Consider the following 24645-nt stretch of genomic DNA (forward strand, 5'->3'; position numbering starts at 1 on the left):
ACAGGGAAACCTGTTATTTTTTATTCCTTAAAAGTATATGAAGTGTGTATTATCAAAAAATATAGGTATAATTTAAATTTTTGTGCTTGACTAAATAATCGTTATAAATTATAATTATAAAAAAACACTTTATTAAGTTAAACTAAGAAATAGCAGTATGTGACAAAATACATACAATTTAACATTGCCCCCCAGCTGTCCTCTATAGAGGACGCTTTATTCGCTCGATGGTCCTCCTACCTTCGAGCGAATTTTTTTGTGCTTAGCATAACTTCAATAACGATTTAATACATTTAAAGTAGATTTAAAAATTTAGGGGATGTTTTTATGTCTGCCTTCAATGCTATGATAATAGGCTCTTTGGTTGGAGTGATTGGCACAGGGCTGGGGGGAGCAGCTACATATTTTTTCAAAAACCCTTCTGCTAGATTTTTTAGTGGAATTATGGGCACTGCTGCAGGTTTAATGCTTTCTATTGTTGTTTTTGACCTTTTGCCTCATGCTTTTGATATAGCAGGTCTTACATTGGGAACAATTGGGATATTAATAGGAGCTATTTTGATTTCTTTTTTTGATATGATAATAGAAAATATGGATATTACTGGAGGTTTCATAAAAGAAGGTGTATTATTAGGAATTGCAATTGCTTTACATAATTTTCCTGAAGGACTTGCGGTGGGCTCTGGCTTTATGGTATCTCAGTCATTAGGTATTAACATCGCGTTGGTTATTACTTTGCACGATTTTCCTGAGGGTTTAGCAATGGCAACGCCATTTTCTGCAGGCGGCATACCTCCTTATAAAAATGTAATATACACCGTATTAGCTGGGATTCCTACAGGAATAGGGGCTTTAATTGGAGTTTTGACGGGTGGTATATCCCCTTATTTTATTGGATTAAATTTGGGTATAGCAGGAGGAGCAATGCTTTATGTAACCTGTGGCGATGTAATTCCTGAGGCCAGAAATATTTACAAAGGGAAAATTTCTATTTTGGGGATGATATTAGGTTTTATAGGTGGTATAATAATAACAAAGTATTTGTAAGTTTTGTTTATGCAAGGAGTGCCTTAAATGACAAAAATAGTACGCATTAATAAAAATGATCCAGAAATTGAGCTTATTGATTTTGCAGCAAAAGTGATAAAAGGAGGAGGCCTTGTAGCTTTTCCTACAGAGACAGTTTATGGAATTGGAGCTAATTCTTTTAATGAAGAGGCTGTAAAAAAAATATTTATAGCAAAGGGAAGGCCTCAAGATAACCCTCTTATTGTTCATATCGCAGAACTAGAGCAGATTTATGACCTTGTCGAAGATGTACCTCAAAAAGCTAAAACTCTTATGAAGAAATTTTGGCCAGGCCCTTTAACACTTATTTTTAAAAAATCAGAAAAAGTACCCTATGTTAATACGGCTGGCATGGATACTGTAGCTATAAGGATGCCTTCAAATCCGATTGCTCATCTTTTAATCAAAAGGGCAGAAGTACCTATATCTGCTCCCAGCGCTAATGTTTCAGGTAAGCCTAGTCCTACTGATGCTTCTCACGTTATTGAAGATTTGTATGGAAAAGTAGATGTAATAATAGATGGAGGAAAATGTGATGTTGGCGTAGAATCTACTGTTTTGGATTTGACAGAAAAGGTGCCGGTCATTTTAAGACCGGGAGCAGTTACTTTGGAAATGCTTAAAGAAGTGATAGGAAATGTTGAAGTGGATCCTTCACTTTTAAAAAAGCCAAAGGAAGATTTAAAGCCTAAGTCCCCTGGCATGAAGTACAAGCATTATTCTCCTAACGCGGAGGTCTATATAGTGACAGGAGACCTTGAGAAAGTTGTAAAAAAAATTCAAGAATTGACAGAAGAACAATTGAAATATGGTAAAAAAGTTGGTATAATGGCAACGGTACAAACTTCGACACAATATGAAAAAGGAGAAATTATTGTCGTAGGGGATAGAAATAGACCAGAGACGATAGCGAAGAATCTTTTTGCAGTTTTACGACAATTTGACAAAAAGGGAGTAGATGTCATTTTTGCTGAAAGTTTTGAATATGACAAAATTGGACTTGCTATTATGAATAGATTAGAAAAAGCTGCCGGTTATAAAGAAATAAGTGCTGAAGGAGAATTGCCATGAAAGTATTATTTGTGTGCACTGGGAATACCTGTAGAAGCCCTATGGCAGAGGGACTTTTTAATGACAAAGCGAAAGCTTTCGGTAAGGACTTTGAAGCAAAATCTGCTGGAGTATTTGCTCCAGAAGGTTTTCCAGCTTCACAAGAAGCAATAGAAGTATTAAAACAGGATTATAATATAGATATTTCAAACCACAGGTCAAAAAGTTTAAGACGTCAAGATTTAGAAGAGGCTGATTTAATTTTAGCTATGTCGAATTCTCATAAACAGAGCATACTTTCTAAGTACCCAGAATATTCCAATAAAGTTTTTACTATAAAAGAATTTGTAGGGCTAGAGGGAGAGGTTGAGGACCCTTACGGCATGCCTATAGAGGTGTATAGAGAGACAGCTCGAGAGTTAGAGGATTTAATTTCAAAGATCATAACAAAAATTTCACAAGAAAGGAAGGGTAAAATGGTGATTGCATTAGGAGCTGACCATGGTGGCTATGAACTTAAAGAAGCTATAAAAAAGTATTTAGATGAAAAAGGAATAGCCTATAAAGATTTTGGAACTTTTAGTACAGAATCTGTCGATTATCCAGATTATGCCCTCAAAGTAGCAGAGGCTGTTGCATCCCATGAGTGCAGCGAAGGAATTTTAGTCTGTGGGACAGGCATTGGTATGTCAATAGCGGCAAATAAAGTACCAGGAATTAGAGCTGCTCATGCAGAAGATGTTTTTTCAGCAAAAGCCGCTAAGGAACACAACAATGCTAATATTTTGTGCTTGGGAGGACGCATTACAGGACCAGGACTTGCTGTGATGATGGTGGAAGAATGGTTAAATGCAACTTTCCAAGGAGGACGTCATCAGAGAAGGATTGACAAAATAGCGGAAATTGAGAAAAAGTATAGCAAATGATATTAATTTGTGATTAGAAAAGAAATTTTAAACTTACAGGAGGTAAAAAATGTATAAAAATGTATTTGTCATTGACCATCCACTTATTCAACATAAAATAAGCCTTATAAGAGATGAAAATACAGGTTCTAAAGAATTTAGAGAATTAGTAGAAGAAATTGCTATGCTTATGGCATATGAGGTAACAAGGGATTTGCCTCTTGAAGAGATAGAGGTAAAAACTCCAGTGGCAGTGGCAAAGACAAAAGTGATTGCAGGGAAAAAATTAGGAATAATCCCTATATTAAGGGCAGGATTAGGAATGGTGGATGGAATGTTAAAACTCATTCCAGCTGCTAAAGTAGGACATATAGGAATTTACAGGGACCCTGAAACTTTAAAACCTGTAGAATATTACTGTAAACTGCCTTCCGACATAGCAGAAAGAGACCTCATTGTGGTAGACCCTATGCTTGCGACAGGAGGTTCTGCTTGTGCTGCTATACATTTTCTCAAAGAAAGAGGCGCACAAAATATAAAATTGGTGAATTTAATAGCTGCTCCAGAAGGGATTGAGGCAGTTCACAGAGACCATCCAGAGGTTCCAATTTACGTAGCCAGCATAGACCAAGGTTTAAATGAACATGGTTATATTGTACCGGGTTTAGGAGATGCAGGAGATAGGCTTTTCGGCACAAAGTGATAGCGAGGGATGTACAAATGAGACCCTCATGGGATGAATATTTTATGCAAATTGTAGATGTTGTAAAAACTCGCTCTACTTGTCTTAGAAGACAAGTAGGGGCTATTTTGGTGGTGGACAAACACATAATTTCAACAGGATATAATGGTCCTCCTACAGGGCTTGCCCATTGTGAAGAGACAGGCTGTTTGAGGGAGCAATTAGGAATACCGTCGGGAGAAAGGCCAGAACTTTGCAGAGGAGTACATGCAGAGCAAAATGCGATTATACAAGCAGCATTGCATGGAGTAAGTACCAAGGGGGCTACTTTATATGTAAGCGCTAGCCCCTGTGTTATATGCGCTAAAATGCTAATCAATGCAGGAGTTAAGCGGATTGTATATGAAGAGGAGTACCCCGATGAGTTAGCTTTTAAGCTTCTAAAAGAAGCAAATGTTGACTTAGTAAAAATTGAGTGATAAAATAATAGTGGTGTATATTAAATCAAATGAATAAGATAGAGTGAAAAACTCTCAAGGAGTGTTAAAAAATGAAGGTATACCTCCTATCTTTTATTGTGGCATTTATAGTGTCACTTATTGCTACTCCCATAGCGAAAAAATTGGCTTTTGCGATTGGAGCCATTGATATACCTGATGAAGAAAGACGCATCCATACAAAACCTATACCCAGATTAGGTGGATTAGCTATATTTTCTGGTACGATAATAAGCATATTACTCTTTTTGCCCAAAACTTCTGAAACCATTGGTATAGTCTTAGGAGCCACAATAATTGCAGTCTTGGGATTGTTTGACGATAAGTACAGTCTTAGTGCAAAAATTAAACTTTTAGGACAAGTTGTAGCAGCCGTAGTACTAATAATAAGTGGTGTGAGAATAGATTGGCTTTCTAATCCTTTGGGAGATGGAATGATATATCTGAAAAGCTGGGTAGCCATTCCTCTTACGCTTTTTTGGGTAGTAGGGATTACAAATACTATGAATCTCATCGATGGCCTTGATGGACTGGCAGCAGGAATAGCAGTCATATCATCGGGTTCTCTTTTTATAGTCTCTCTTTTAAATGGCAGATTTGCAACCGCTGTTATTTCAATCGCTATTGCTGGTGCTGCTTTAGGTTTTTTGCCTTACAATTTTAATCCTGCAAAAATTTTTATGGGAGATACAGGGTCTATGTTTTTAGGATTTGTGCTGGCAGCTATATCCATACAAGGAGCAGTAAAATCAGCAGCGGCAATCGCCATTGCAGTGCCAATTCTTGCCTTAGGAGTTCCGATATTTGACACAGCCTTTGCAATTATTAGAAGATTAATAAACGGCAAACCAATTATGGAAGCAGATAAAGGACATTTGCACCACAGGCTTTTAGAAAAAGGCCTTACACAAAAACAGGCTGTGCTTATAATGTACGGCGTAAGTCTGTTGCTAGGAATAAGTGCTATATTGATATCTTTCAGTAGCGAATTAAAAGGACTGATAATCCTTTTAATTTCAATTTTGCTTGTAATGTGGGGTGCAGATAAACTTGAGCTTTTAGAAAGGCAAAAAAAAGGTACACAAGCTCGTTGATAATTGCAACATATTAAGGAGTGTAAAATTATGACATTAAAAATTATATCTGTTTTTGGGACAAGACCTGAAGCTATTAAAATGGCACCTCTTATTAAAGCTTTGGAAAGAGAAAAAGATTTTGAATCAAAAGTTTGCGTTACAGCCCAGCACCGGGAGATGCTCGATCAGGTGCTGAGGCTTTTTAATATTACTCCGCATTATGATTTGAACATCATGAAAGAAAAACAGACATTATCTGAAATTACTACTTCTGCCCTTATAGGGCTGGAAAGAGTCTTTAATAGCGAAAAGCCGGACCTTGTACTTGTACACGGAGATACTACAACAACTTTTGCTGCTGCATTAGCAGCTTTTTATCACAAAATTAAGGTGGGACATGTAGAAGCAGGGCTGAGGTCTTTTAACAAATGGTTTCCATATCCCGAAGAGATAAACAGAAAGCTTACAGGAGTTTTGACAGATTTACACTTTGCTCCTACAAGCAGGGCAAAATTGAATCTTTTAAAAGAAGGAGTAAGTGAAGAAAGTATTTTTGTTACAGGCAATACTGTCATAGATGCAATGGCATATACTGTAAAGGAAGATTATGTTTTTAGGGATGAACGGCTCAACCAAATTGATTACAATGATAAAAAAGTTATTGTAGTTACAGCTCATAGAAGAGAAAATTGGGGTAAACCTCTTGAAAATATATGCAATGCCCTCAAAAGGATTGCTCAAAATTACAAGGATGTTTATATAGTATATCCTGTCCATAAAAACCCTGTAGTGAGAGAAACTGTATTTAGCATGTTGGGGGAACTTGGCAATGTGCTTCTTTTGGACCCTCTTGATACAGACGAAATGCACAATCTCATGGCAAAATGCCATATGGTGATGACTGATTCGGGGGGCTTACAGGAAGAAGTACCTTCTCTGGGCAAACCCGTGCTTGTTTTGAGAGATGTTACAGAAAGACCGGAGGCTGTTGAAGCAGGGACAGTAAAAGTAATTGGAACAGAACAGGAAGTTGTATACAATGAAGGAACATTGCTTCTTGAAAACAAGGAAGAATATGATAAAATGGCTAATGCGGTAAATCCCTATGGTGATGGTAAAGCCTCTTTGAGAATAATTCAGGCGATAAAATATGCGTTTAACTTGAGTGACACAAAGCCAGAGGAATATAAAAGCGGGGAGTAAACCCCGCTTTTATGAATTTATTTTATTTATTAGCTTCTGCTTTTGTTTGACTTTTAGCGATTAGGTACCACAAAAAACCAATTACTATTGCTCCAATGAATCCACCTATTACGTTGTAATCAGCGACTATCCAGCCCCATTTGCCAAGATAAGCGCCGCCAAGCCATGCTCCTATTAGATGTGCAACTAGTGCTGCCCAGTATGTTCCGTAGATTTTATTTAGCTTTTCGCCGTAAGATTCTCCAGCTTTGGAATTGAACAAAGGATGAAATACAAGACTAGATATAAGTCCTACTACAATAAGTGTTACCCAGAACATATACTACACCTCCTTTTTGAGAGATTTTTCCTTCCACTTATAATTTTACTTTATAAAAATTATAAAACAAATTTGATTTTTGACCTTATTTGACTAAAAAAGTTCACCAGGAAAATTTATCTACACATATCTGACCTTTTCTGACTTATTCTCTTTTTATCTAATTATTTCTAATAGATGTCCGTTTTTCCTATTATGTAAATAATGAAATTTTTTAGATTGATGAATAAATCTTGTTATTTCCGTTAATAATTAAAAATAGAAGGGCGGTAAAAATCGGCGGATCCATTCTCCCCCTTGTGGATTCGCTGATATTTTACCGCCTGTTCTTTTTAAAAAAGTATATGCGGAGGTATGAGGTATGGTTAAAAAGATAACTATAGGAATAATAATTTTTACGGTTTTATTTTCATTGAGTGTCCAAAGACAAGCTTTTCTTTCTTTTGATGATAATGTAGAACTTGTAAAGAGGACTTTCTTAAATACGGGTGCAAAATATGAATATGCAAATATAAACGCATGGGCAAAGATTAACAATGATTTTACATCTTTTTACAAAATAAATGAATATGTCGAAATAGCGATAAAAAACATGAATATCAATAAGCAAAAAACCAAAATATCTCGCATTGAAGAAAACAATTTTAGACAAGTGGAAGTGGAATATACGGAAAACACTAGACATATAAACATAGCAGTTCAAAGTTTAAAAAATGGTTCAAAGAGCGAAACTTATATGTTAATAGACGAATATCTTATTAACGGTTATGACAATGCTTTAAAAGAGAAGGCACTTATAAATAATACTTTTAAAATATTCAAGCTAAAACCTAAGGTAACAGTATGTTTTGTCGGAACTTTTAAAGGTAAGTTGAATAAAGAAAAAAATAGTAGTATAGTTAAATTAGTACTTGACAAATTACATGCACAAAAAGTAGAAGGAATGGAAGATGAAAACATAATAAGTGTTTCTGCTTATTCGAGCAAATTAAAAGAATATATTAAATTAGGAAGTGAAAAAATAAATTTAAACGTAGCAATAAGATATAGTTCTTTTGATGATAAGACTTATTTGTGGGTTGCAACACCTATTATAGCTATAGAATATTAAAAGAGGGTGATAAAAACGAAATTTATTGTTGAAAAAAGTCCACCCCTTAAAGGAAGTGTAAAAATAAGTGGAGCTAAAAATTCTGTATTACCTATAATTGCCGCTTCTTTATTATCATCAGGAGAAATAGTGCTAGACGACATACCTACTTTAGAAGATGTTAATGTCATGATAGAGTTAATTAAGCATTTTGGTGCTATATGTGACTTTGAGAATGAGAAATTAAAAGTAAAAGTAGATATTAAAGATATAGAAGCCCCCTATGATTTAGTAAAAAAAATGAGAGCATCGTTTTTGGTGATGGGACCTATACTTGCTAGGCTTGGGCATGCTAAAATTTCTATGCCAGGTGGGTGTGCTATTGGTTCTCGCCCAATAGATTTGCATTTGAAAGGATTTCAAACTTTGGGAGCAGATATTACTATAGGACATGGTTATGTAGAAGCACGAGCTAAAAAATTGACAGGCAAAAAAATTTATTTAGATTTTCCAAGTGTTGGGGCTACAGAAAACATCATGATGGCGGCAGTTTTTGCAGAAGGAGTTACTATAATAGAAAATGCTGCGGAAGAGCCGGAAATTGTTGACCTTGCCAATTTTCTCAACAAGATGGGAGCGAATATTAAGGGTGCTGGTACAGATACAATAAGAATTGAAGGAGTAAAAGAGCTAAAAGGGGCTGAGCATACTGTCATACCAGATAGAATTGAAGCGGGGACCTTTATGGTAGCAGCTGCAATGACTGGAGGAAATGTTCTTATAGAAAATGTCATAGTGGATCACGTCAGGTCTATAATTGCGAAATTAACAGAATGCGGAATTAAGATAACAGAAGAACCTAAAGGACTGCGAGTCAAAGGAATTAAAAATTATAAAGCGGTGGACATAAAAACTCTTCCTTATCCAGGCTTTCCTACAGATATGCAAGCTCAAATGATGGCTATGATGACAGTGGCAAAAGGGACAAGCGTTATAATAGAAACAGTTTTTGAAAATAGATTTATGCATGTGGATGAGCTAAAGCGTATGGGGGCAAATATAAAGATAGAAGGAAGAAGTGCTGTTGTTACAGGAGTAGATCATTTGACAGGTGCAGAAGTTAAAGCAACGGATTTAAGAGCGGGAGCAGCCTTAGTATTGGCTGGACTTATTGCAGAAGGTAAAACTGAAATAAATGATATTTATCATATTGACAGAGGTTATGTAAAAATGGAAGAAAAGTTAAAAAATCTTGGAGCAATAATATATAGGAAATAGAGGCGTCATATTGGCGTCTTTTTTGTATACAAAAAATTTTTAAGAAATAGAAGGATTTTTTTATATTTTGAAGAATAATATAGTGTAGTATAAATTGTGTATAGTTTTTAAATGTAAATGTTTAATTAAACACAAATAGAGGGGGGGATGACATAAAAGGACAAAATTTGTTAAATTTTGTTCAAAATCATTTTGAATAGGAGGATTAAAATGGCCAAAGCACAAGGTTCAGAAAAGAGAAAATTGTCTCATGATGCTTACGGTGGAGTGCATGGTAGTGAATATATTCCCTTTATACCGGCAGATAAAGCACTTCCAGAACTTACAGCTGTGGCAGTCATAGTTGGCAGCTTATTTGCTATACTTTTTGCTGCTGCAAATGCCTACTTAGGTTTAAAAGCTGGTATGACAATTAGTGCTGCTATCCCGGCTGCAGTATTAGCAACGGCTTTATTAAAAGGTGTTTTTAAGCGAGATAGCATATTAGAGTCAAACTTGGTGATGGCTATTGCTGCAACAGGTGAAAGCCTGGCGGGTGGCATCATATTTACTCTTCCTGCTATTATTTTGTGGGGATTCGAGGACCAATTTACTTTAATTAGAATTGTTTTTGTCGTTTTAGTAGGTGGACTTTTAGGTGCTTTATTTGTAATTCCTTTAAGAAGATATTTGACAGTTGAAGAACATGGCAAACTTATCTATCCTGAAGGAATGGCTGCTGCTGAAGTACTTGTGACCAGCAATCAGGGTGGAACAGGCTTTATGACAGTTTTATCAGGCATGTTAGTAGGTGGAATTTACAAGCTTTTATCTGGTGGCTTTGGAATATGGTCAGAAAACCCTTCTTGGGTTATAAAGAGGTTTGAAAGTACGGAAGTAGGTGTAAATGTACTTGCTTCTTTAATGGGTGTTGGCTTTATTGTTGGTTTGGATGTAGCACTTTACATGTTGGCTGGTAGTGTTCTTGCTTGGTTAGGGTTAATACCTCTTATAAAATTCTTTGGGGCAGGACTTACCACCCCAGTATACCCTGCTACGGACCTTATTAAAGATATGTCTGCGGGTGCCATATGGAGTAAATATATTAGGTATATAGGTGCAGGTGGCGTTTTAGCAGGAGGTTTCATAAGTTTAATAAAAGCTCTTCCTACGATAGTAAAAGCTTTTAGAGAATCAATGGTAGGGTTAGGAATGAAAGGCAAAGATGTTAAAAGGACAGATATTGATGTTTCCTTAACGTGGGTAATATTTGGAGCGGCCTTTGTATTTTTTGTAGCATGGTTAGCACCTTCTCTTGGTGTTACTGCCTTAGGAAGTTTGTTAGCAATATTGTTTGCCTTCTTCTTTGCAGTTGTATCCGCAAGAATTACAGGACTGGTAGGAGTTTCTAACAATCCTGTGTCTGGTATGACAATAGCTACATTGCTCATTGTAACATCTGCTTTGAAACTTATTGGGGTTGTTGGAAACGAAGGGATGGTAATAGCTATTACCATTGGGGGTATAGTATGTGTTGCTACTGCTATAGCTGGAGCAAATGCACAATCTCTGAAGACTACTTTTATTATAGGTGGAACTCCCAAATATGTTGAGATATTTACCTATGTTGGTATAATAGCCGCCTCAGTATTTGCTGGATTAATTTTAATACTTTTAAATAATGCCTACGGTTTCGGCTCAAAAGATATTCCAGCACCTCAAGCTACCATCATGTCAATGGTTGTAAAGGGCATTATGACAGGTGACTTGCCTTGGACCTTTATAATAGCAGGTGTTTTTATGGGGATAATGGCGGAGATGATGCACGTTCCTGTACTGCCATTTGCATTAGGACTTTATTTGCCTTTTGAATTAAGTGCCGCTATTGCAGTTGGTGGTATAATAAGATGGATAGTTGATCAACGTTACAGGAAAAACGAAAAATTGCAAAAAGAAAAAGTGGAAAAAGGTATTCTCATTGCCTCAGGACTTGTTGCTGGAGATGCCTTAATGGGACTTATTATTGCTGCTTTTGTGGCTTTAAAGATAAATATAGATTTTGCTTCTAATTGGATTACAAATACCTCATCGTTTGCACCGTGGTTTTCATTAATAATGTTCTTGTTAGTTGGATTGTTCCTATATTTATACACTTGTAAGAATGATAAAGAAGAGGCTTAAAAAATCAACACTCCCATCTAAAGTGGGAGTGTTGATTGTAAAGGGTGGAAGAGATGAAAAGCAAAGGAAAAAAGAGCGACAATTTCTTGCTTTATGTACCTCATCGTAGTGACAAGGTAGAATGGGAAAATAGGAAAGGAAAAGTAGTGTTTATATTTCATCATAACAAATTGATTGAAAAAACAGTGAGGCTTTTTGTTAAAAGGCCAAAGACCACTACTTTAGAGTTAGATGAAATAGGAAGTGCTGTATGGAATTTAATAGATGGTGAGAGGAATGTTTATGAAATAGGGCAAAAACTAAAAGAAAAATTTGGAGATGAAGTTGAGCCTCTTTATGAAAGGTTGATAATGTTTATAAGATATCTTAACAGAAGAGGATGGATATATTTTTCAAGGAGTGGACATTCTAAATAAAAAGATAGTATGTTGTTTGCTTAAAAATTTTTATGATTTCTATTTTTTGTTGAAGGATTTTTAGTATTTTTGTAGAATTAATATATTGAAAAGGTTTTGGCAAAAGATTGATAAAGGGGAGATAGAATATGAAAATTGGCGTTCCCAAAGAGATAAAAACTGCAGAAGCTCGTGTGGCTATTACTCCTGCGGGAGTAGAGGCATTTGTCAAAAATGGCCATGAAGTATACATTGAAAAAGATGCAGGAATAGGAAGTGGCATAACTGATGAAGAATATGCAAAGGCTGGCGCTAAAATACTTTCTACTGCAAAAGAAGTATTTGATGTAGCAGATATGATAATGAAAGTAAAAGAACCGCAGCCAAGCGAATATGACTATTTCAAAGAAGAACAGGTTCTTTTTACTTATCTTCATTTAGCTCCTGATAAACAACAAACAGAAGCTCTATTGAGGAAAAAAGTGGTAGGGATTGCTTATGAGACAGTACAACTAGATAATGGAGCTCTTCCTCTCTTAACTCCCATGAGCGAAGTAGCTGGAAGGATGTCGGTGACAATAGGAGCTTATCTTCTCACCAACATAAATGAAGGAAGAGGAATTGTAATGGGGGGAGTCCCAGGAGTAGAGCCAGCAGAAGTGGTAATAATAGGTGGGGGAACAGTAGGTACAAATGCAGCCAAGGTAGCTGTGGGGATGGGAGCAAGAGTTACAATATTGGATGTAAATCCTGCAAGACTTGCATATCTTGATGACATATTTGGAGGACGAGTTACAACTTTGATGTCAAATAGTTTTAATATTGCTCAGAGTGTGAAAAAAGCTGACTTGTTGATAGGAGCAGTTTTGATACCTGGAGCAAAAGCACCAAAGCTTGTGACAGAAGAAATGGTAAAGACGATGAAGAAAGGTGCAGTAATAGTGGATGTTGCAATAGACCAAGGTGGTTGTATAGAGACCTGTGATAGAACGACTTCTCACAAAGACCCGTACTTTATAAAACATGGAGTAGTACATTATTCTGTGCCTAACATTCCAGGAGCTGTTCCGAGAACCTCTACTTTTGCTTTAACTAACGTAACATTGCCTTATGCTTTAGAAATAGCAAATAAAGGATATAAGAAGGCTCTACTTGAGAATAAAGCTTTATTAAAAGGATTAAATGTTTATAAAGGAATGGTAACATACAAACCTGTTGCAGATGCTCAAGGTTTAGAGTATGTCGATCCTGTTGAAGCTTTAGATAAAGAGTAAGATTTTCTGAATGAAAATATCTACCTCTCACAAAGAAATTTTGTGGGAGGTTTTTTGTTGTTTACTAAAAAATCTCATGTTATAATTTGTGTAAAGTTAAAATCTCAATAGGCGGTGAAAAAATGGCTGGGACTTTATTATATAAAGATTATGATCCTCGCTTGAATAAAAAAAATAATGAGAGAATTTTTGGAGAAGGGCATATTGGAGGGAAAGCTTCGGGACTTTGTTTTGCAGAAGAAGTATTAGAAAAATATAACGATGTTTTTAAGCAAAGTGTAAAAATACCTGAAAGCTTTTTTATAGCTACTGATTATTATCAAATGTTTTTAGATTATAATAATTTGAATGATATAACGGAAGATACTCCTTATGAGGAAGTAGAAATGAGATTTAGAGAAGCTAAATTTCCTCCAGAATATAAAAAAATGCTGACAGAGATTTTAAATAAAATGTATTATCCTTTAGCTGTGAGGTCTTCTTCTTTATTAGAAGATAATGTAAAATATTCTTTCGCTGGCAAGTATTATACCACTTTTATTCCTAACAAAGGTACAGATAGAGAAAGGCTTAAACAATTAGAAAAAGCTATTAAAGAGATTTATGTAAGCGTATATGGCCCAGATGCTGTCGCATATAGGAGAAAACATGCTCCTGATCAAAAAGAATTAATGGGGGTAATTGTGCAACAACTGATAGGTTCACAAAAAGGCATGTACTTTTATCCAGAGGTTTCTGGAGTAGGCTTCTCTCGAAACTACAGACGGTGGACTGACAGAATTAAAATAGAAGATGGAGTTGTGAGATTAGTTTTTGGCTTAGGGACAAAGTGTACAGGTAGAGGATATGCGAGAATTTTTTCTCTTACTAATTTGAGACTAAGGCCCGAAGGAAATAATCCTAAAGAAATTGCCAAAAATTCACAAGAAGCTTTTGATGTATTAAATTTAATCACAGGAGAAGTAGATACTTATAACATCAATGAAACACCTCAATTTTTAGCTTATCATGAAAAAATAGGTGATATTGCTCAAATATATTCAAAAAGAGAAAATGCGATTTTTGACATAAATATGCTAAATAGCAGTGATGCCTCTAATAAATATATCTTTACATTTGAAAATTTTCCCAGAAGGCATAAAGGATTTTTTAATATAATTTCTAAACTATTTAAGTATCTCGAAGAAGAGATGGAAATGGCGGTTGATATTGAATTCACTTATGACTTAAAAAAAGGCGAATTTTATCTTCTTCAAACACGACCATTGAGTTCTTACGAAAGTTTCAGAAAAGTCCACATTCCTAAGGATATTGAAAAAAAATGTGTCTTGTTGAAAGGGGATAGGATGCTTACAAATGGCATCTTGAAAAACATAAGATATATAGTATACGTAGACCATGAAGTTTATAGCCAATATAAAGATAAACATGAAATTGCGAGAATAATAGGTAGACTCAATAAAAGTATAGGAGACAAATACATTCTTGTAGGTCCGGGAAGATGGGGGTCCTCCAATCCCTATTTAGGGGTACCTGTTATATACAACGAGATATCTAATGCCGCTATGATTGTAGAACTTGGAATAAAAAATGGCGATTTTATGCCGGAACTTTCTTATGGTACACACTTTTTTGCTGATTTAGATGTAGACAATATTTTGTATATGCCAGTTTTTGATGGATATGAAAATAACATTTTTAACGAAGAATGGTTTAAAAAAGGGGCATATATCGACACAGGAGTAAAAATTTTTGAAGGACGGTTCGACGCCTATTTAGATGGAGATAAAATGATAGGATATGTGATAGCACAAGAAAAATAAAAAAGTCGCTTTATGTATAAAAAGATATAAAAATAACAAAAAATGAGACTTAAGTCCTATTTAAAGTACCAAAATAATGTAATATAATTTAAACTGTAAGAATGATTCCCCTTTTCCCCATAAAATTTAATATATTCTGCACCCCCAACCCAATATAGGCTGCTTTAAAGCAGCTATTTTTTTGTTTTTGCTAAAGTTTAGCCTTTAAAATGCCGATAAATAAGGTTAGAGGGGTTTTTGAGAATTGTTTCACATAGAACATTTTACCATTTATTCATAAATCTGAGAGGAGCATGTCGAATGAAGAGATTTTTGTCATTGGCTATTGCTGTAAGCATGATATTGTCACTTTTCCCGGGAAATATGTCGAAAGCATATGGAGCATATTCTCCAAATATAACATCGGTAGCTTCTTTGAGATTAGATGGGACAATGGCATCTCCTGCTAAAGGTCCTGTTGACCAATACACTGACATAAAAATTACAGGAAGCGGTTTTGTTACATACGACACAAATGGCAATGTGGTCTCTTCTGTCAGTGCAGTTTACATTGATTCACCCATAGATTCCAATAAGCTCACAATACTAAGTGCAAATGAAAATACAATTTATGCAAAAGTTCCCCCAGCGTCTAAAATTGGTCTTAGCCCAGATACTCCTTATACTATAATAGTTCAGCGAAGTGACGGACAGAGTGCAGCTATATTTAATGGCTTTACATATATAAATAACCCATATATTTCAAAAGTAGCTCTTGATAACTTTATTACACTTGTCAAAGATTCCAATGGCAATATTATAAGCAGAACTACAAAGTCATATATAAGAATGGAAGGAAGTTATTTAAATGACATAGGATTAGCTCAGATCAACGGAGAAACAGCTTCAGTTGTTTCGCAAAGCGGTTCTGTGCTTATTACGACTATTCCTCAAAACATTAACATAGACCCTACAACTTTATACACTGTAAATGTCACAAATATATACCGTGGGCGTTCTAATACAGTGCAAACGAATATTTATGCTGTAAATCAAGATATAACAGGATTATCTCAGTATACTGTCATTGTAGGAGATACAATTACTATATATGGTCATGGTTTTTCCACTCTTGGTAGCGGATTTAAAGTGTATGTAGGAGCGAATCTTGTAAATTCTTCAGATGTAAATATAGTAAGCGATACTGAAATGACTGTAAAGGTTCCTGCTCCTAAAGATACGACACTTGAGTATCAAAATATTGATATTGTCGCAGCTGACGGTTCTACTGCTACTCTTGTGAATGCTTTAAAAATAATACCTACACCTGCTGTAATTACTATAGATAATATTACTCCAAATGCAGGTTCTGTATCAGGAGGAACAAAAGTTATAATTGTAGGACAAAATTTGAGAGAAGATTTAATAGTAAAATTCGGTGGGGTTGTAGCAAAAAGTGTACAAAGCATCACTTTGCCTGGCCTTACAGCAAATCAGCGTGCTATACAAGTTACTACGCCTCCTTACAGTAAGTCCGGTCCTGTGGATGTGAGTTTAGTTGACCCTATTACAGGGTATACTGTAACCAAACAAAATGGATTTTTCTACCTTGCTGTTGAAGATACTATGGTAGTTGTTGATATGAATCCCGACCACGGATATGAAAACGGAAACACAGATGTAACACTATGGGGATTTAATTTTCAAAGAAGCGATGACCCGTCCATTTACACTGCTAATTCTGACAACACAGAGATAACTTATACCAATACAAATTACACTTACAAAGACCCTGCAACAGGAAATTTAGTAGAAGGTTCCAGAGAAAGAAAACTTTATGCCACTTTTGGCGGTAACAAAGCCCAGATAAAAAGCATATTCAATCCTGGAACAGGACAACAAACTTTGAATGTGTTGTCTCCTAGTGTGACACTTAATCCCCCTGGACAAGATATGCCAGTAGATGTGGTTGTTACAGTGGAAACGACTATAAAAGATGCTAATGGAAATGTAGTCATGCGCTACTCTGAACAGAGTTCTCCACCTACAAAATTTACTTACAATCCATTGCCTTCAAATCCCCAAATTTTAAGCATATCACCCAGTTCGGGAAGCCATGCCGGTGGAGATACAGTGATTATTCAGGGATTTGATATAAGGCCAGGTGTAAAAGTGTACTTTGGGGATAAATTAGCCACTGTTAAAGATTTAACAACTGGTGGAGACAATAAGTCAGTGCTTACAGTTATTTCGCCACCATCTACTGCTTTGGGTTATGTAGACGTGAAAGTTGTAAATAAGGATGCGGATGCCAATAGAGGCTTTGCAATTTACTCAAAAGGCTATTATTACTATACTGCTCCTTCTATAAGCAATATTTTTACAAATTTTGGTTCAAAATATGGTGGTAACTTTATTACAATAACAGGTAGTGATTTTTATGTAGGGCAGACAGTCATAGATGGGGTGTATATGCCTAAATATCCTGATGTAAGAATTGGAAATATTCAATTAAAAGTAATTTCTGTTGAAGACAAAGATGGCAATATAATAGATGGAAAGAAACTTAACATTGGTACAAAGATTAAAGCTATAGTACCTGAAACACAAGTGCCTTATACAGTTGGATGGCAAGACGTGACAATTCAAAATTACGATGGCATAAGTGGTACTGTAGGCGGAAGTGTGACTTTGCAAAATGCTTTTGAGATAAAAGATACTCAAAAGAATCCGACTATTACCTCCGTTGACCCTAGTAAAGGTCCTACAAAAGGTGGCACACCTATCAAAATCATGGGAAGCAACTTTGAAAAGGGAAGCATAGTTACAATAGATGGAGTGCAGGCAACCGTCACAAAAGTCTTAAGTGGCAATACTGAAATAGATGCGACTACTCCACCGGGGACATTGGGCAAAAAAATAGTTCAAGTTGTAAATCCTTCTGATGGCGGTACAGCGACATTAGTAGATGGATTTGAGTATCTTTTGATTGAGACAAAGCCCCAGATAACTAAAGTTGTTCCTAATTACGGCGGCAAAGGGACGCTTATATACATTTTTGGAAGCGACTTTTCACTGAAAGCTGGGGATAGCGAAGGAGCAAAAGCTTATATAGGAGATACTGTTCTTGAAAATGTGTATGTAATAAATGACACGACAATTACAGGAATAATACCTGACATGAGGTACTCTGGCCTTTACGATATAAAAGTTGTAAATCCTGATACTGCTCAAGCTGTGGCTCCCGAAAAGTTTCATTTCCTTGTACCAGAAAGTAGCCCAATAATAACTTCTGTATATCCGAACTTTGGTACAGTAAAGGGTGGTACTTCTATCTTGATTGAAGGAAGTGATTTTAGAAGGGGTGCAGAAGTATTTATAGGAGGCAACAAAGCCACAAACGTAACTGTAAGTCCTGATGGAAAGACGATAACTGCTACTACTCCTCCAGGAGTTCCAGGTAAAACTTATGTAACTGTTGTAAACTATGATGGTGGCAATTACACTTATGGACTTCATGAGGGGGAAAGCGGGTTTACATATGTTGTGCCCAACAGCCAGCCTGTCATTACAAAGATAGAACCTAATAGCGGCTCTACTTATGGAGGACAAGAAGTGACCATATATGGTCAAGACTTTAGAATTTCTAAAGACGAAAATGGAAATATACTAAAAGATGAAAACGGCAATCCAATAGGCCCCGAAGTGTATTTTGGAAATGTCAAAGCGGAGAAGGTTACTTATATTGATTATGGAACTTTAAAAGTTATTACACCTCCTAACGTGCCTGGAAAAGTCAGAGTAACTGTTGTAAACTATGATGCAGGGCTTGGGTACATTGACAATGGATATACTTATATTCAATCGAAACCTCAGATTAAAGAAGTTATACCTCCAAAGTTTGATAAGGCTGGAGGAACTTATAGTATTATCATAGGAAGTGATTTTGCAGTTCCTGTATATGATAACGACAAATTAGTAGTACCGGGTTCTTCTGTTTATATTGATGGAACTAAAGTGCATGATGTAAAAGTTGTAGACAGTACAATGATAAAATTTACTGCTCCTCCGGTGGACAAAATAGGCATGAAGGAATTAAAGGTAGTAAATCCAGATGGAGGAACTGCTGTATTTAAAATAGAGTATGTATCTCCAAACTCACATCCTTTGATAACCTCTATAACTCCCAATAAAGGCAGTATTAATGGGGGCACTTATGTAACTATCAAAGGACAAGACTTTAGAGAAAAAGTTAAAGTGTATTTTGATGCTTATGAAGCGAAAGTAGTTGCGAATACCTCTGATACTATTACTGTAATCACTCCTGCCGCAGACCCGCAGAAAGACTTAGACCGTCTTGCGGATGTGACAGTGTTTAATATTGATGACGGAGGAAGTTATACTTTAAAGGAAGCATTTATGTATATCGCTACAGAGTCCAACCCGAAGATAACTTCTATTACTCCTAATACAGGGTCTACAAAAGGAGGAGAAACAGTAACCATAACAGGTAATGACTTTAGACAAGGAGCAAGGGTGTTTTTTGGAGATGCGGAAGCTTATAATGTAATTGTGAAAAGTTATAACACGATTGTCGTGACAACCCCAGGGCATGCAGAGGGAAAAGTAGATGTAATTGTGAGAAATCCCGATTATGCAAATGCTGTTTTGCCTCAAGGTTTTACCTATGTGCAAACAGTACCGGATAATCCAGTAGGCTTTTGGGCCGAATCAATAGCCGGTAACGACCATACATTATATTTACATTGGTCAGAGGCAAAAGGAGCAAAATACTATGAAATCTATGGTAAGACAGCTAATTCGGCAGATTACAAATTCATCGCTGCAACAGATAAATTGGAGTATTACGTGACAAATCTTTTGCCAAATACTACTTACTCCTTTGCCATGAGAGCTGTAAATGATTTGGGCCCCAGTGATTTTGTATACACTTATGCTACTACTGATACTTCTTCTAACAGCAAATATGACACTTCTGTTACAGGAGTAAAAAATGACACTACTTATGCAACAGCAAACGGCTCGCTGGTCATTACATTAGGAGATGATATTTTAAATACGACTACTTATAAAATTGATTTGACAGGCAACCAATATAAAAATATAAGCAAATGGGTTATAAACATACTATCTAAATATAAAAATAAGACTTTTACCACTATATGGGTTATAATGCCTGGATTTAATATAAAATTTACCCTTAACAGCCTCTACCTATCAGGAGATTATGACAGAATAACAATAAATAAGCTATCGGATAAGACTTATGACGAAATATCAAGAAATATGCCAAAAGGGTATAAGATATTATCTGACATTTATGACATGACTTACGAAAAAATTGACGGCGATAAAACAAGCAGTTATCCATATTTTTACAACAAAGTGAATGTAGCATTAAATGTTGACAAAAATAGGCTTGGCAACAAAAATATAAGCTTTTCAAAGCTCATGTATATAACGGCTTACATGAGTAGTGTACCAGCTACGGGGCTGTCAATAAACAATAATGGTATATCAAATATGATGGTAGATAGCGCATCGAATAATGTATTAGGTGATATATCTTATCCAGGCAGGTTAGCTGTTATTTATTGAGGAGTGAGAAAGTTGAAAAAGATATTTACAATTTTCCTTACAATAATTCTCTTTTTTTAAATAGTGTTTATACTTATGCTTCGGACAATCCTGTATATTACGGTACGGACAACGCGCAAAGCATCTATTACAATATGTCCTTCAAAGATATAAAAGATAGTTTTGCTAAAAATGACATAATGAAAATGACTGCTCTTTCAGTTATTAGAGGTGGAGGAAGTCAAAAATTTTATCCTAAAAGCTATTTAAAAAGAGAAGAGGCAATAGCATATATTGTAAGACTAATGGGACTGGAAGAACAAGTACAAAAAACACCTATATCCTCCTCTACTGCAGTAGGGGGGAGTAACCCTCCTACTGCTAATTCTAATCAGACTGGGCAAAATAATGCTTCTTCTCAATCAGGTCCCAAAGTAGATTCATGGGCACAAGGAATAATTGATGTGGCAGCGAAAAATAATCTTTTGAGGAAAGAGGATATGGCTTTGGATTTTACAGCAAATGCAACAAGAGAGGAAGTTGCTTATTGGATAGCAAAAGGATTGAATCTTGCGCCGATTTACGGAAAAGATTTACAAAAAGTTTATGCCTTTTCTGATGCTAAAAGTTTTAATACTGATTATATGCCATATATTGAAGCAGTTTTAAAAAGTGGAATAATGACAGGTTACAATGATAGTAAATTTGGACCTAAAGACAACATAACCAGAGAGCAGATGGCGTCAGTTTTGAGTAGAGCTTTTAACTTAGGGTATAATTTAATGGGCTATTCAATAATAAATGCTACAGTGCAGGATATACTTTACGAAGAGGTTGCTGGGAAAAATAGTATAAAGAAAACTTTTGTTCTTCTCAATAATAAAGGGCAAAATGAGTATATTGTGGTTCAACGAACATATTCTTCAAAAGGAATAGTTCATAATTCAGATTTTTTGACTATTAGCAATGGAGTTCCTTCTTTTTCTGATTCTATTGAAAAAGGGGATAATGTGAATTTTTATATAAACGGTCAATATGTGATATTTGTTGAAAAAAACCCTGTATTTCAGAGCACTTTGTACGGAGAGATAAAAGACATATCAGTTTCTAACATAACACTTACATCTGAATCAGGATTTGAATATGTATTTTCTTATAACCCTAATACAAAAGTCTATATAAATGATTATCCTGCTTCTATAAAAGATTTGCGATATGGCCAAACTGTCACAGTATACCTTAATGGTAACACGGCTTATGCAATAAATGTTGATTATGAAGATTTGGGAAGTGGGAAAATCGATACAGGCTCAAGACAAGTAACAGGAAGCATAATGGCTATAGATAAACAAGATAATGGCATAAATATTAAATTAGACAATGGACAATTTTATTCTATTGCTTATGATGTGCCTATCATAAAAGATGGAAATACTGTGTCTTTGTCTTCAATAAAAGAGGGAGACTATGTAAATTTGTATTTTGATGACCCTTATACAAATGCACCCATCAAGGTATTAGTAGAAAATGGATATCACAAAGTCTACTATATCATAAGAGGAAATCTCGGAAGTTTATTGGCTTCCAACAATTCTATTTCAATAAACAATGTGGAAAAGTATTATCAAGGTACATGGCAAAGTGCAAATAATTTTGCTTATTATCCTTTAGATGAAGCTAAAATATATTACAATGGCTTTGAGGTCAGCAAAGAAGACCTTAAAAATTACAAAGGAAATCAAATATATGCTACAGTTGAGAAGCACTTTGGAACAGATTCGATTACGTTTATAAACATAACCCCAAGTTTTACAATGAGTTACAGTGGCATTGCAAATTTTGACACTCAATCGATGATTCTTACATTAAATGATGGGAGAAAAGTAACTGTAAACGACGGCACAATTATTTTAAAAGAGGGAATGAAAATACCCTATACTTTACTTGCAGGGAAAAAACAATTATATGTATCTTTTTCTAAGACTGATATGGGCTTGTATGCTAATTTCATAACAATAATTGATAATATATATCCGGATTACTATTATGCAAAAGGTTTTATAAACAGTGCAACATCAAATTCTATTACTATTGGCAATTACTTATATACAAGTTGGTCATATCAAGCATATGGTTATTATGCTATACAAAACAATCAATGGAATATTGTAGGAGGCACAAAAACTTTCTATGTGGGAGATAAAACTTATATAGTTGACAATAGAGATAAAGATTCAAAAGTTATTCCCTACACAGAACTTTTGGATGTAAAATATGGAAAATCTAAATACGCCTCTGCCCATGTGTATGTAGTATCACAAGGAGACAATGCTATTGCGATAAACATTATGAATTCCACGGGGCAAGAAAGAGTGTCTACTGCTGATGTTGCATTTATTGACGGTACCAAGTTGACTCTAAATAATGTAAATGACTGGAATGAATTAAATGGGGTTTGGAATTTGAATACCTCTCTTGACACAATAGATGTGTCAAAAGCAGTAATAGTTAAAAATGGACAGGCAGTAAATATAAGTTCTATAAATCCGGGAGATTCACTTTATATTATAAGGAATGGATCATTTGCTGTTATTGTAACGGTGAAGTAAGAAAAACATTGGGGGAATTGCAATGAAAAAAATTATAGGGTTATTTATAATATTCACCCTTTTGATTCCTTTTCCTATTCAGGTTTTTGCCAATGATGCAGGTTTTGAAGGTGGTATTGCCAATGAGCAAGAATACAAAGAAGTTGTATTTATAACGGGACAACCTATTATATTTAGTGGTGTTCTTAAAATTAATCAATCTGTAAGAGGTGATACTACTACAACAACCTATAGGTATGACCTTGCTTCCGATTCAGGAGACAAACTCACGCGTTCCCTTACTTTTGTTACCCAAGAAACAAAGAAACCTGAATACAACCAAGTGATTAGTCAGACTACTCTTAAGACATATACTGAAAACATAAAAATAGGGGGGAATACTTACACTTTAGACAGAAATAATGGATATATATACTCAGGCTCTGAAGTAAAAAGCATAAACCCTGGTGTAACTTACTATGCTGGTAACTATTCAGGCGTAAAATTATACAGGGTCAATGGCAATAAAGGGACTGTAAAAGTGACTATAGATGACAAAACAGTAGGATTTATTCATAAATACGGAAGTGCTGACACACATCAAATAAATTATTTAATCGAAAGCACTATGGGGTCAAATGGAGAAGTAAAAAAATGGGTTGGAGAGGCTCATGTAAATGTATCTTTTACTGATAAATCCAGTATTGAATATGTAGAAAATGACCCTCAATATATAAGTTTTAGGGGTGGATATCTTTTAAGGCGAAATAGCGGTGACATGATGAATTACTCTTATAATCTCCCAAAACTAGATGATAACGGCGATGAAATAGGAAGAAACATAGGAAGTGGAAGTTTGAAACTTGATGGTGTGCCATTCGAAGATAGATTGGTGGTCCCACAGGTTAAAGACATAAACGGAACATGGGGAAAAGAGGATATTAAAAAATTGATGAGTATGGAAGTATTTCCTAATGACTCAGAATACTTTGGTCCTAAACTTCCCATATTGCGCTCAGACTTTACTGTTGCAGTATCAAAAGCAATTGGCTTAAAACCTTATGAACCGCCCAAAACTACACTTTATTCAGCAAGAAACAAAAATGTTATAGAAATTTCACCTTTTATTGATATATCTACTACTGCTCCGAATTATGGATATATAAAAGCGGCTAGTGATATAGGGCTTATCTCAGGTACTGCGCCAAATCAATTTAGTCCTTCTAAATCTCTTACTCGTGCTCAAGCGGCAGTGATATTTATAAGAGCTTTGGGGCTTGAGAACCTCGCACCTTCAGGAAATTTTGATACCAGTTTTTTAGATGACTATGCCATACCATTGTGGGCAAAAAGAAGTGTTTATGTAGCACGAGAGATAGGACTTATATCTGGTGATGAATACGGCAGGTTTAACCCTGATGGCTATGTTACGAGAGAAGAAGCTGCTTCAATGATATCGAGGATGATAAACTTTATGATGAACGACCTTACTTTTGATTATGTAATGAGGATATTAAATTATCATAATTAAGACAAGGGAGAAGTCTATTGTTCAGACTGTAGACAAACTATTTTGTAAGATTGGCATTTTGTAAAGTAATGCGACTCGCGACAAAGCAGCCCGGCACTCAAGTAAGAAAGTTTATAAAGCAAAAATAGA

General features: G+C 35.4%; 17 protein-coding genes and 1 pseudogene. 17 read left to right on the forward strand and 1 reads right to left on the reverse strand.

Going from position 1 to position 24645, the window contains the following annotated elements; translation table 11 throughout:
* The first annotated feature begins 327 nt into the window (after positions 1-327).
* The 8 genes and pseudogenes from M663_RS0104815 to wecB all read left to right on the forward strand — a co-directional run bounded on the left by M663_RS0104815 (position 328) and on the right by wecB (position 6481).
* Positions 328-1047, forward strand: a complete 720-nt coding sequence (locus M663_RS0104815; protein WP_029688142.1) for a ZIP family metal transporter — start codon at positions 328-330, stop codon at positions 1045-1047.
* Positions 1048-1074: 27 nt separating this feature from the next.
* Positions 1075-2139, forward strand: coding sequence for an L-threonylcarbamoyladenylate synthase (locus M663_RS0104820; RefSeq protein WP_029688143.1), 1065 nt, complete (start codon positions 1075-1077; stop codon positions 2137-2139).
* Positions 2136-2546, forward strand: a pseudogene (locus M663_RS0104825) (low molecular weight protein arginine phosphatase); the annotation flags it as partial. The gene M663_RS0104820 and the pseudogene M663_RS0104825, both read left to right, overlap by 4 nt.
* Positions 2547-2597: 51 nt before the next feature.
* Positions 2598-3044, forward strand: a complete 447-nt coding sequence (gene rpiB, locus M663_RS0104830) for a ribose 5-phosphate isomerase B (protein ID WP_028986146.1) — start codon at positions 2598-2600, stop codon at positions 3042-3044.
* Positions 3045-3093: 49 nt separating this feature from the next.
* Positions 3094-3726 carry a uracil phosphoribosyltransferase gene (gene upp, locus M663_RS0104835; RefSeq protein WP_003867307.1) on the forward strand — a complete coding sequence of 211 codons (633 nt, stop codon included), beginning with the start codon at positions 3094-3096 and terminating at the stop codon, positions 3724-3726.
* Between the two features lie 17 nt (positions 3727-3743).
* Positions 3744-4184, forward strand: a complete 441-nt coding sequence (locus M663_RS0104840; protein WP_029688144.1) for a dCMP deaminase family protein — start codon at positions 3744-3746, stop codon at positions 4182-4184.
* A 71-nt stretch (positions 4185-4255) separates the two neighbouring features.
* Positions 4256-5296 (forward strand): MraY family glycosyltransferase, encoded by a 1041-nt coding sequence (locus tag M663_RS0104845; RefSeq protein ID WP_003868962.1) that lies wholly within the window; start codon positions 4256-4258, stop codon positions 5294-5296.
* A 30-nt stretch (positions 5297-5326) separates the two neighbouring features.
* On the forward strand, positions 5327-6481 hold the full coding sequence (wecB, locus tag M663_RS0104850) for a UDP-N-acetylglucosamine 2-epimerase (non-hydrolyzing) (protein ID WP_004399972.1): 1155 nt from the start codon (positions 5327-5329) through the stop codon (positions 6479-6481).
* Positions 6482-6503: 22 nt separating this feature from the next.
* On the opposite strand, the gene M663_RS0104855 is transcribed toward wecB, so the two are convergent.
* A complete protein-coding gene (locus M663_RS0104855; protein ID WP_004399971.1) occupies positions 6504-6800 on the reverse strand; it encodes a hypothetical protein in 297 nt (98 codons plus the stop codon).
* 361 nt (positions 6801-7161) lie between these two features.
* Between M663_RS0104855 and M663_RS0104860 the strand changes: the two genes are divergently transcribed.
* From M663_RS0104860 to M663_RS0104900, 9 genes are all read left to right on the forward strand, one after another.
* The gene (locus M663_RS0104860; RefSeq protein ID WP_004399968.1) at positions 7162-7911 is read left to right on the forward strand and encodes a YwmB family TATA-box binding protein; all 750 of its coding nucleotides are present in this window, start codon (positions 7162-7164) and stop codon (positions 7909-7911) included.
* A gap of 6 nt (positions 7912-7917) precedes the next feature.
* Positions 7918-9168 carry a UDP-N-acetylglucosamine 1-carboxyvinyltransferase gene (gene murA, locus M663_RS0104865; RefSeq protein ID WP_019907193.1) on the forward strand — a complete coding sequence of 417 codons (1251 nt, stop codon included), beginning with the start codon at positions 7918-7920 and terminating at the stop codon, positions 9166-9168.
* A gap of 210 nt (positions 9169-9378) precedes the next feature.
* The gene (locus tag M663_RS0104870) at positions 9379-11328 is read left to right on the forward strand and encodes an oligopeptide transporter, OPT family (RefSeq protein WP_003868967.1); all 1950 of its coding nucleotides are present in this window, start codon (positions 9379-9381) and stop codon (positions 11326-11328) included.
* A 53-nt stretch (positions 11329-11381) separates the two neighbouring features.
* Entirely contained in the window at positions 11382-11744 is a 363-nt protein-coding gene (locus tag M663_RS0104875; protein WP_003868968.1) for a PqqD family protein, read from the forward strand.
* Between the two features lie 128 nt (positions 11745-11872).
* A complete protein-coding gene (gene ald, locus M663_RS0104880; protein WP_029688145.1) occupies positions 11873-12997 on the forward strand; it encodes an alanine dehydrogenase in 1125 nt (374 codons plus the stop codon).
* A gap of 122 nt (positions 12998-13119) precedes the next feature.
* Entirely contained in the window at positions 13120-14820 is a 1701-nt protein-coding gene (locus M663_RS0104885) for a PEP/pyruvate-binding domain-containing protein (RefSeq protein ID WP_004399965.1), read from the forward strand.
* A 300-nt stretch (positions 14821-15120) separates the two neighbouring features.
* Positions 15121-20418: an IPT/TIG domain-containing protein gene (locus M663_RS0104890; RefSeq protein ID WP_029688146.1), complete on the forward strand. Its 5298-nt coding sequence runs from the start codon at positions 15121-15123 to the stop codon at positions 20416-20418.
* The gene (locus M663_RS14560) at positions 20415-23006 is read left to right on the forward strand and encodes an S-layer homology domain-containing protein (protein WP_273702636.1); all 2592 of its coding nucleotides are present in this window, start codon (positions 20415-20417) and stop codon (positions 23004-23006) included. The genes M663_RS0104890 and M663_RS14560 overlap by 4 nt, the downstream gene beginning before the upstream one ends.
* A 22-nt stretch (positions 23007-23028) precedes the next feature.
* Positions 23029-24516, forward strand: a complete 1488-nt coding sequence (locus M663_RS0104900) for an S-layer homology domain-containing protein (RefSeq protein WP_029688147.1) — start codon at positions 23029-23031, stop codon at positions 24514-24516.
* The last annotated feature ends 129 nt before the right edge of the window (positions 24517-24645 follow it).

Origin of the sequence: Thermoanaerobacter sp. A7A, from assembly GCF_000445185.1 — a bacterium.
Classification (GTDB): domain Bacteria; phylum Bacillota; class Thermoanaerobacteria; order Thermoanaerobacterales; family Thermoanaerobacteraceae; genus Thermoanaerobacter.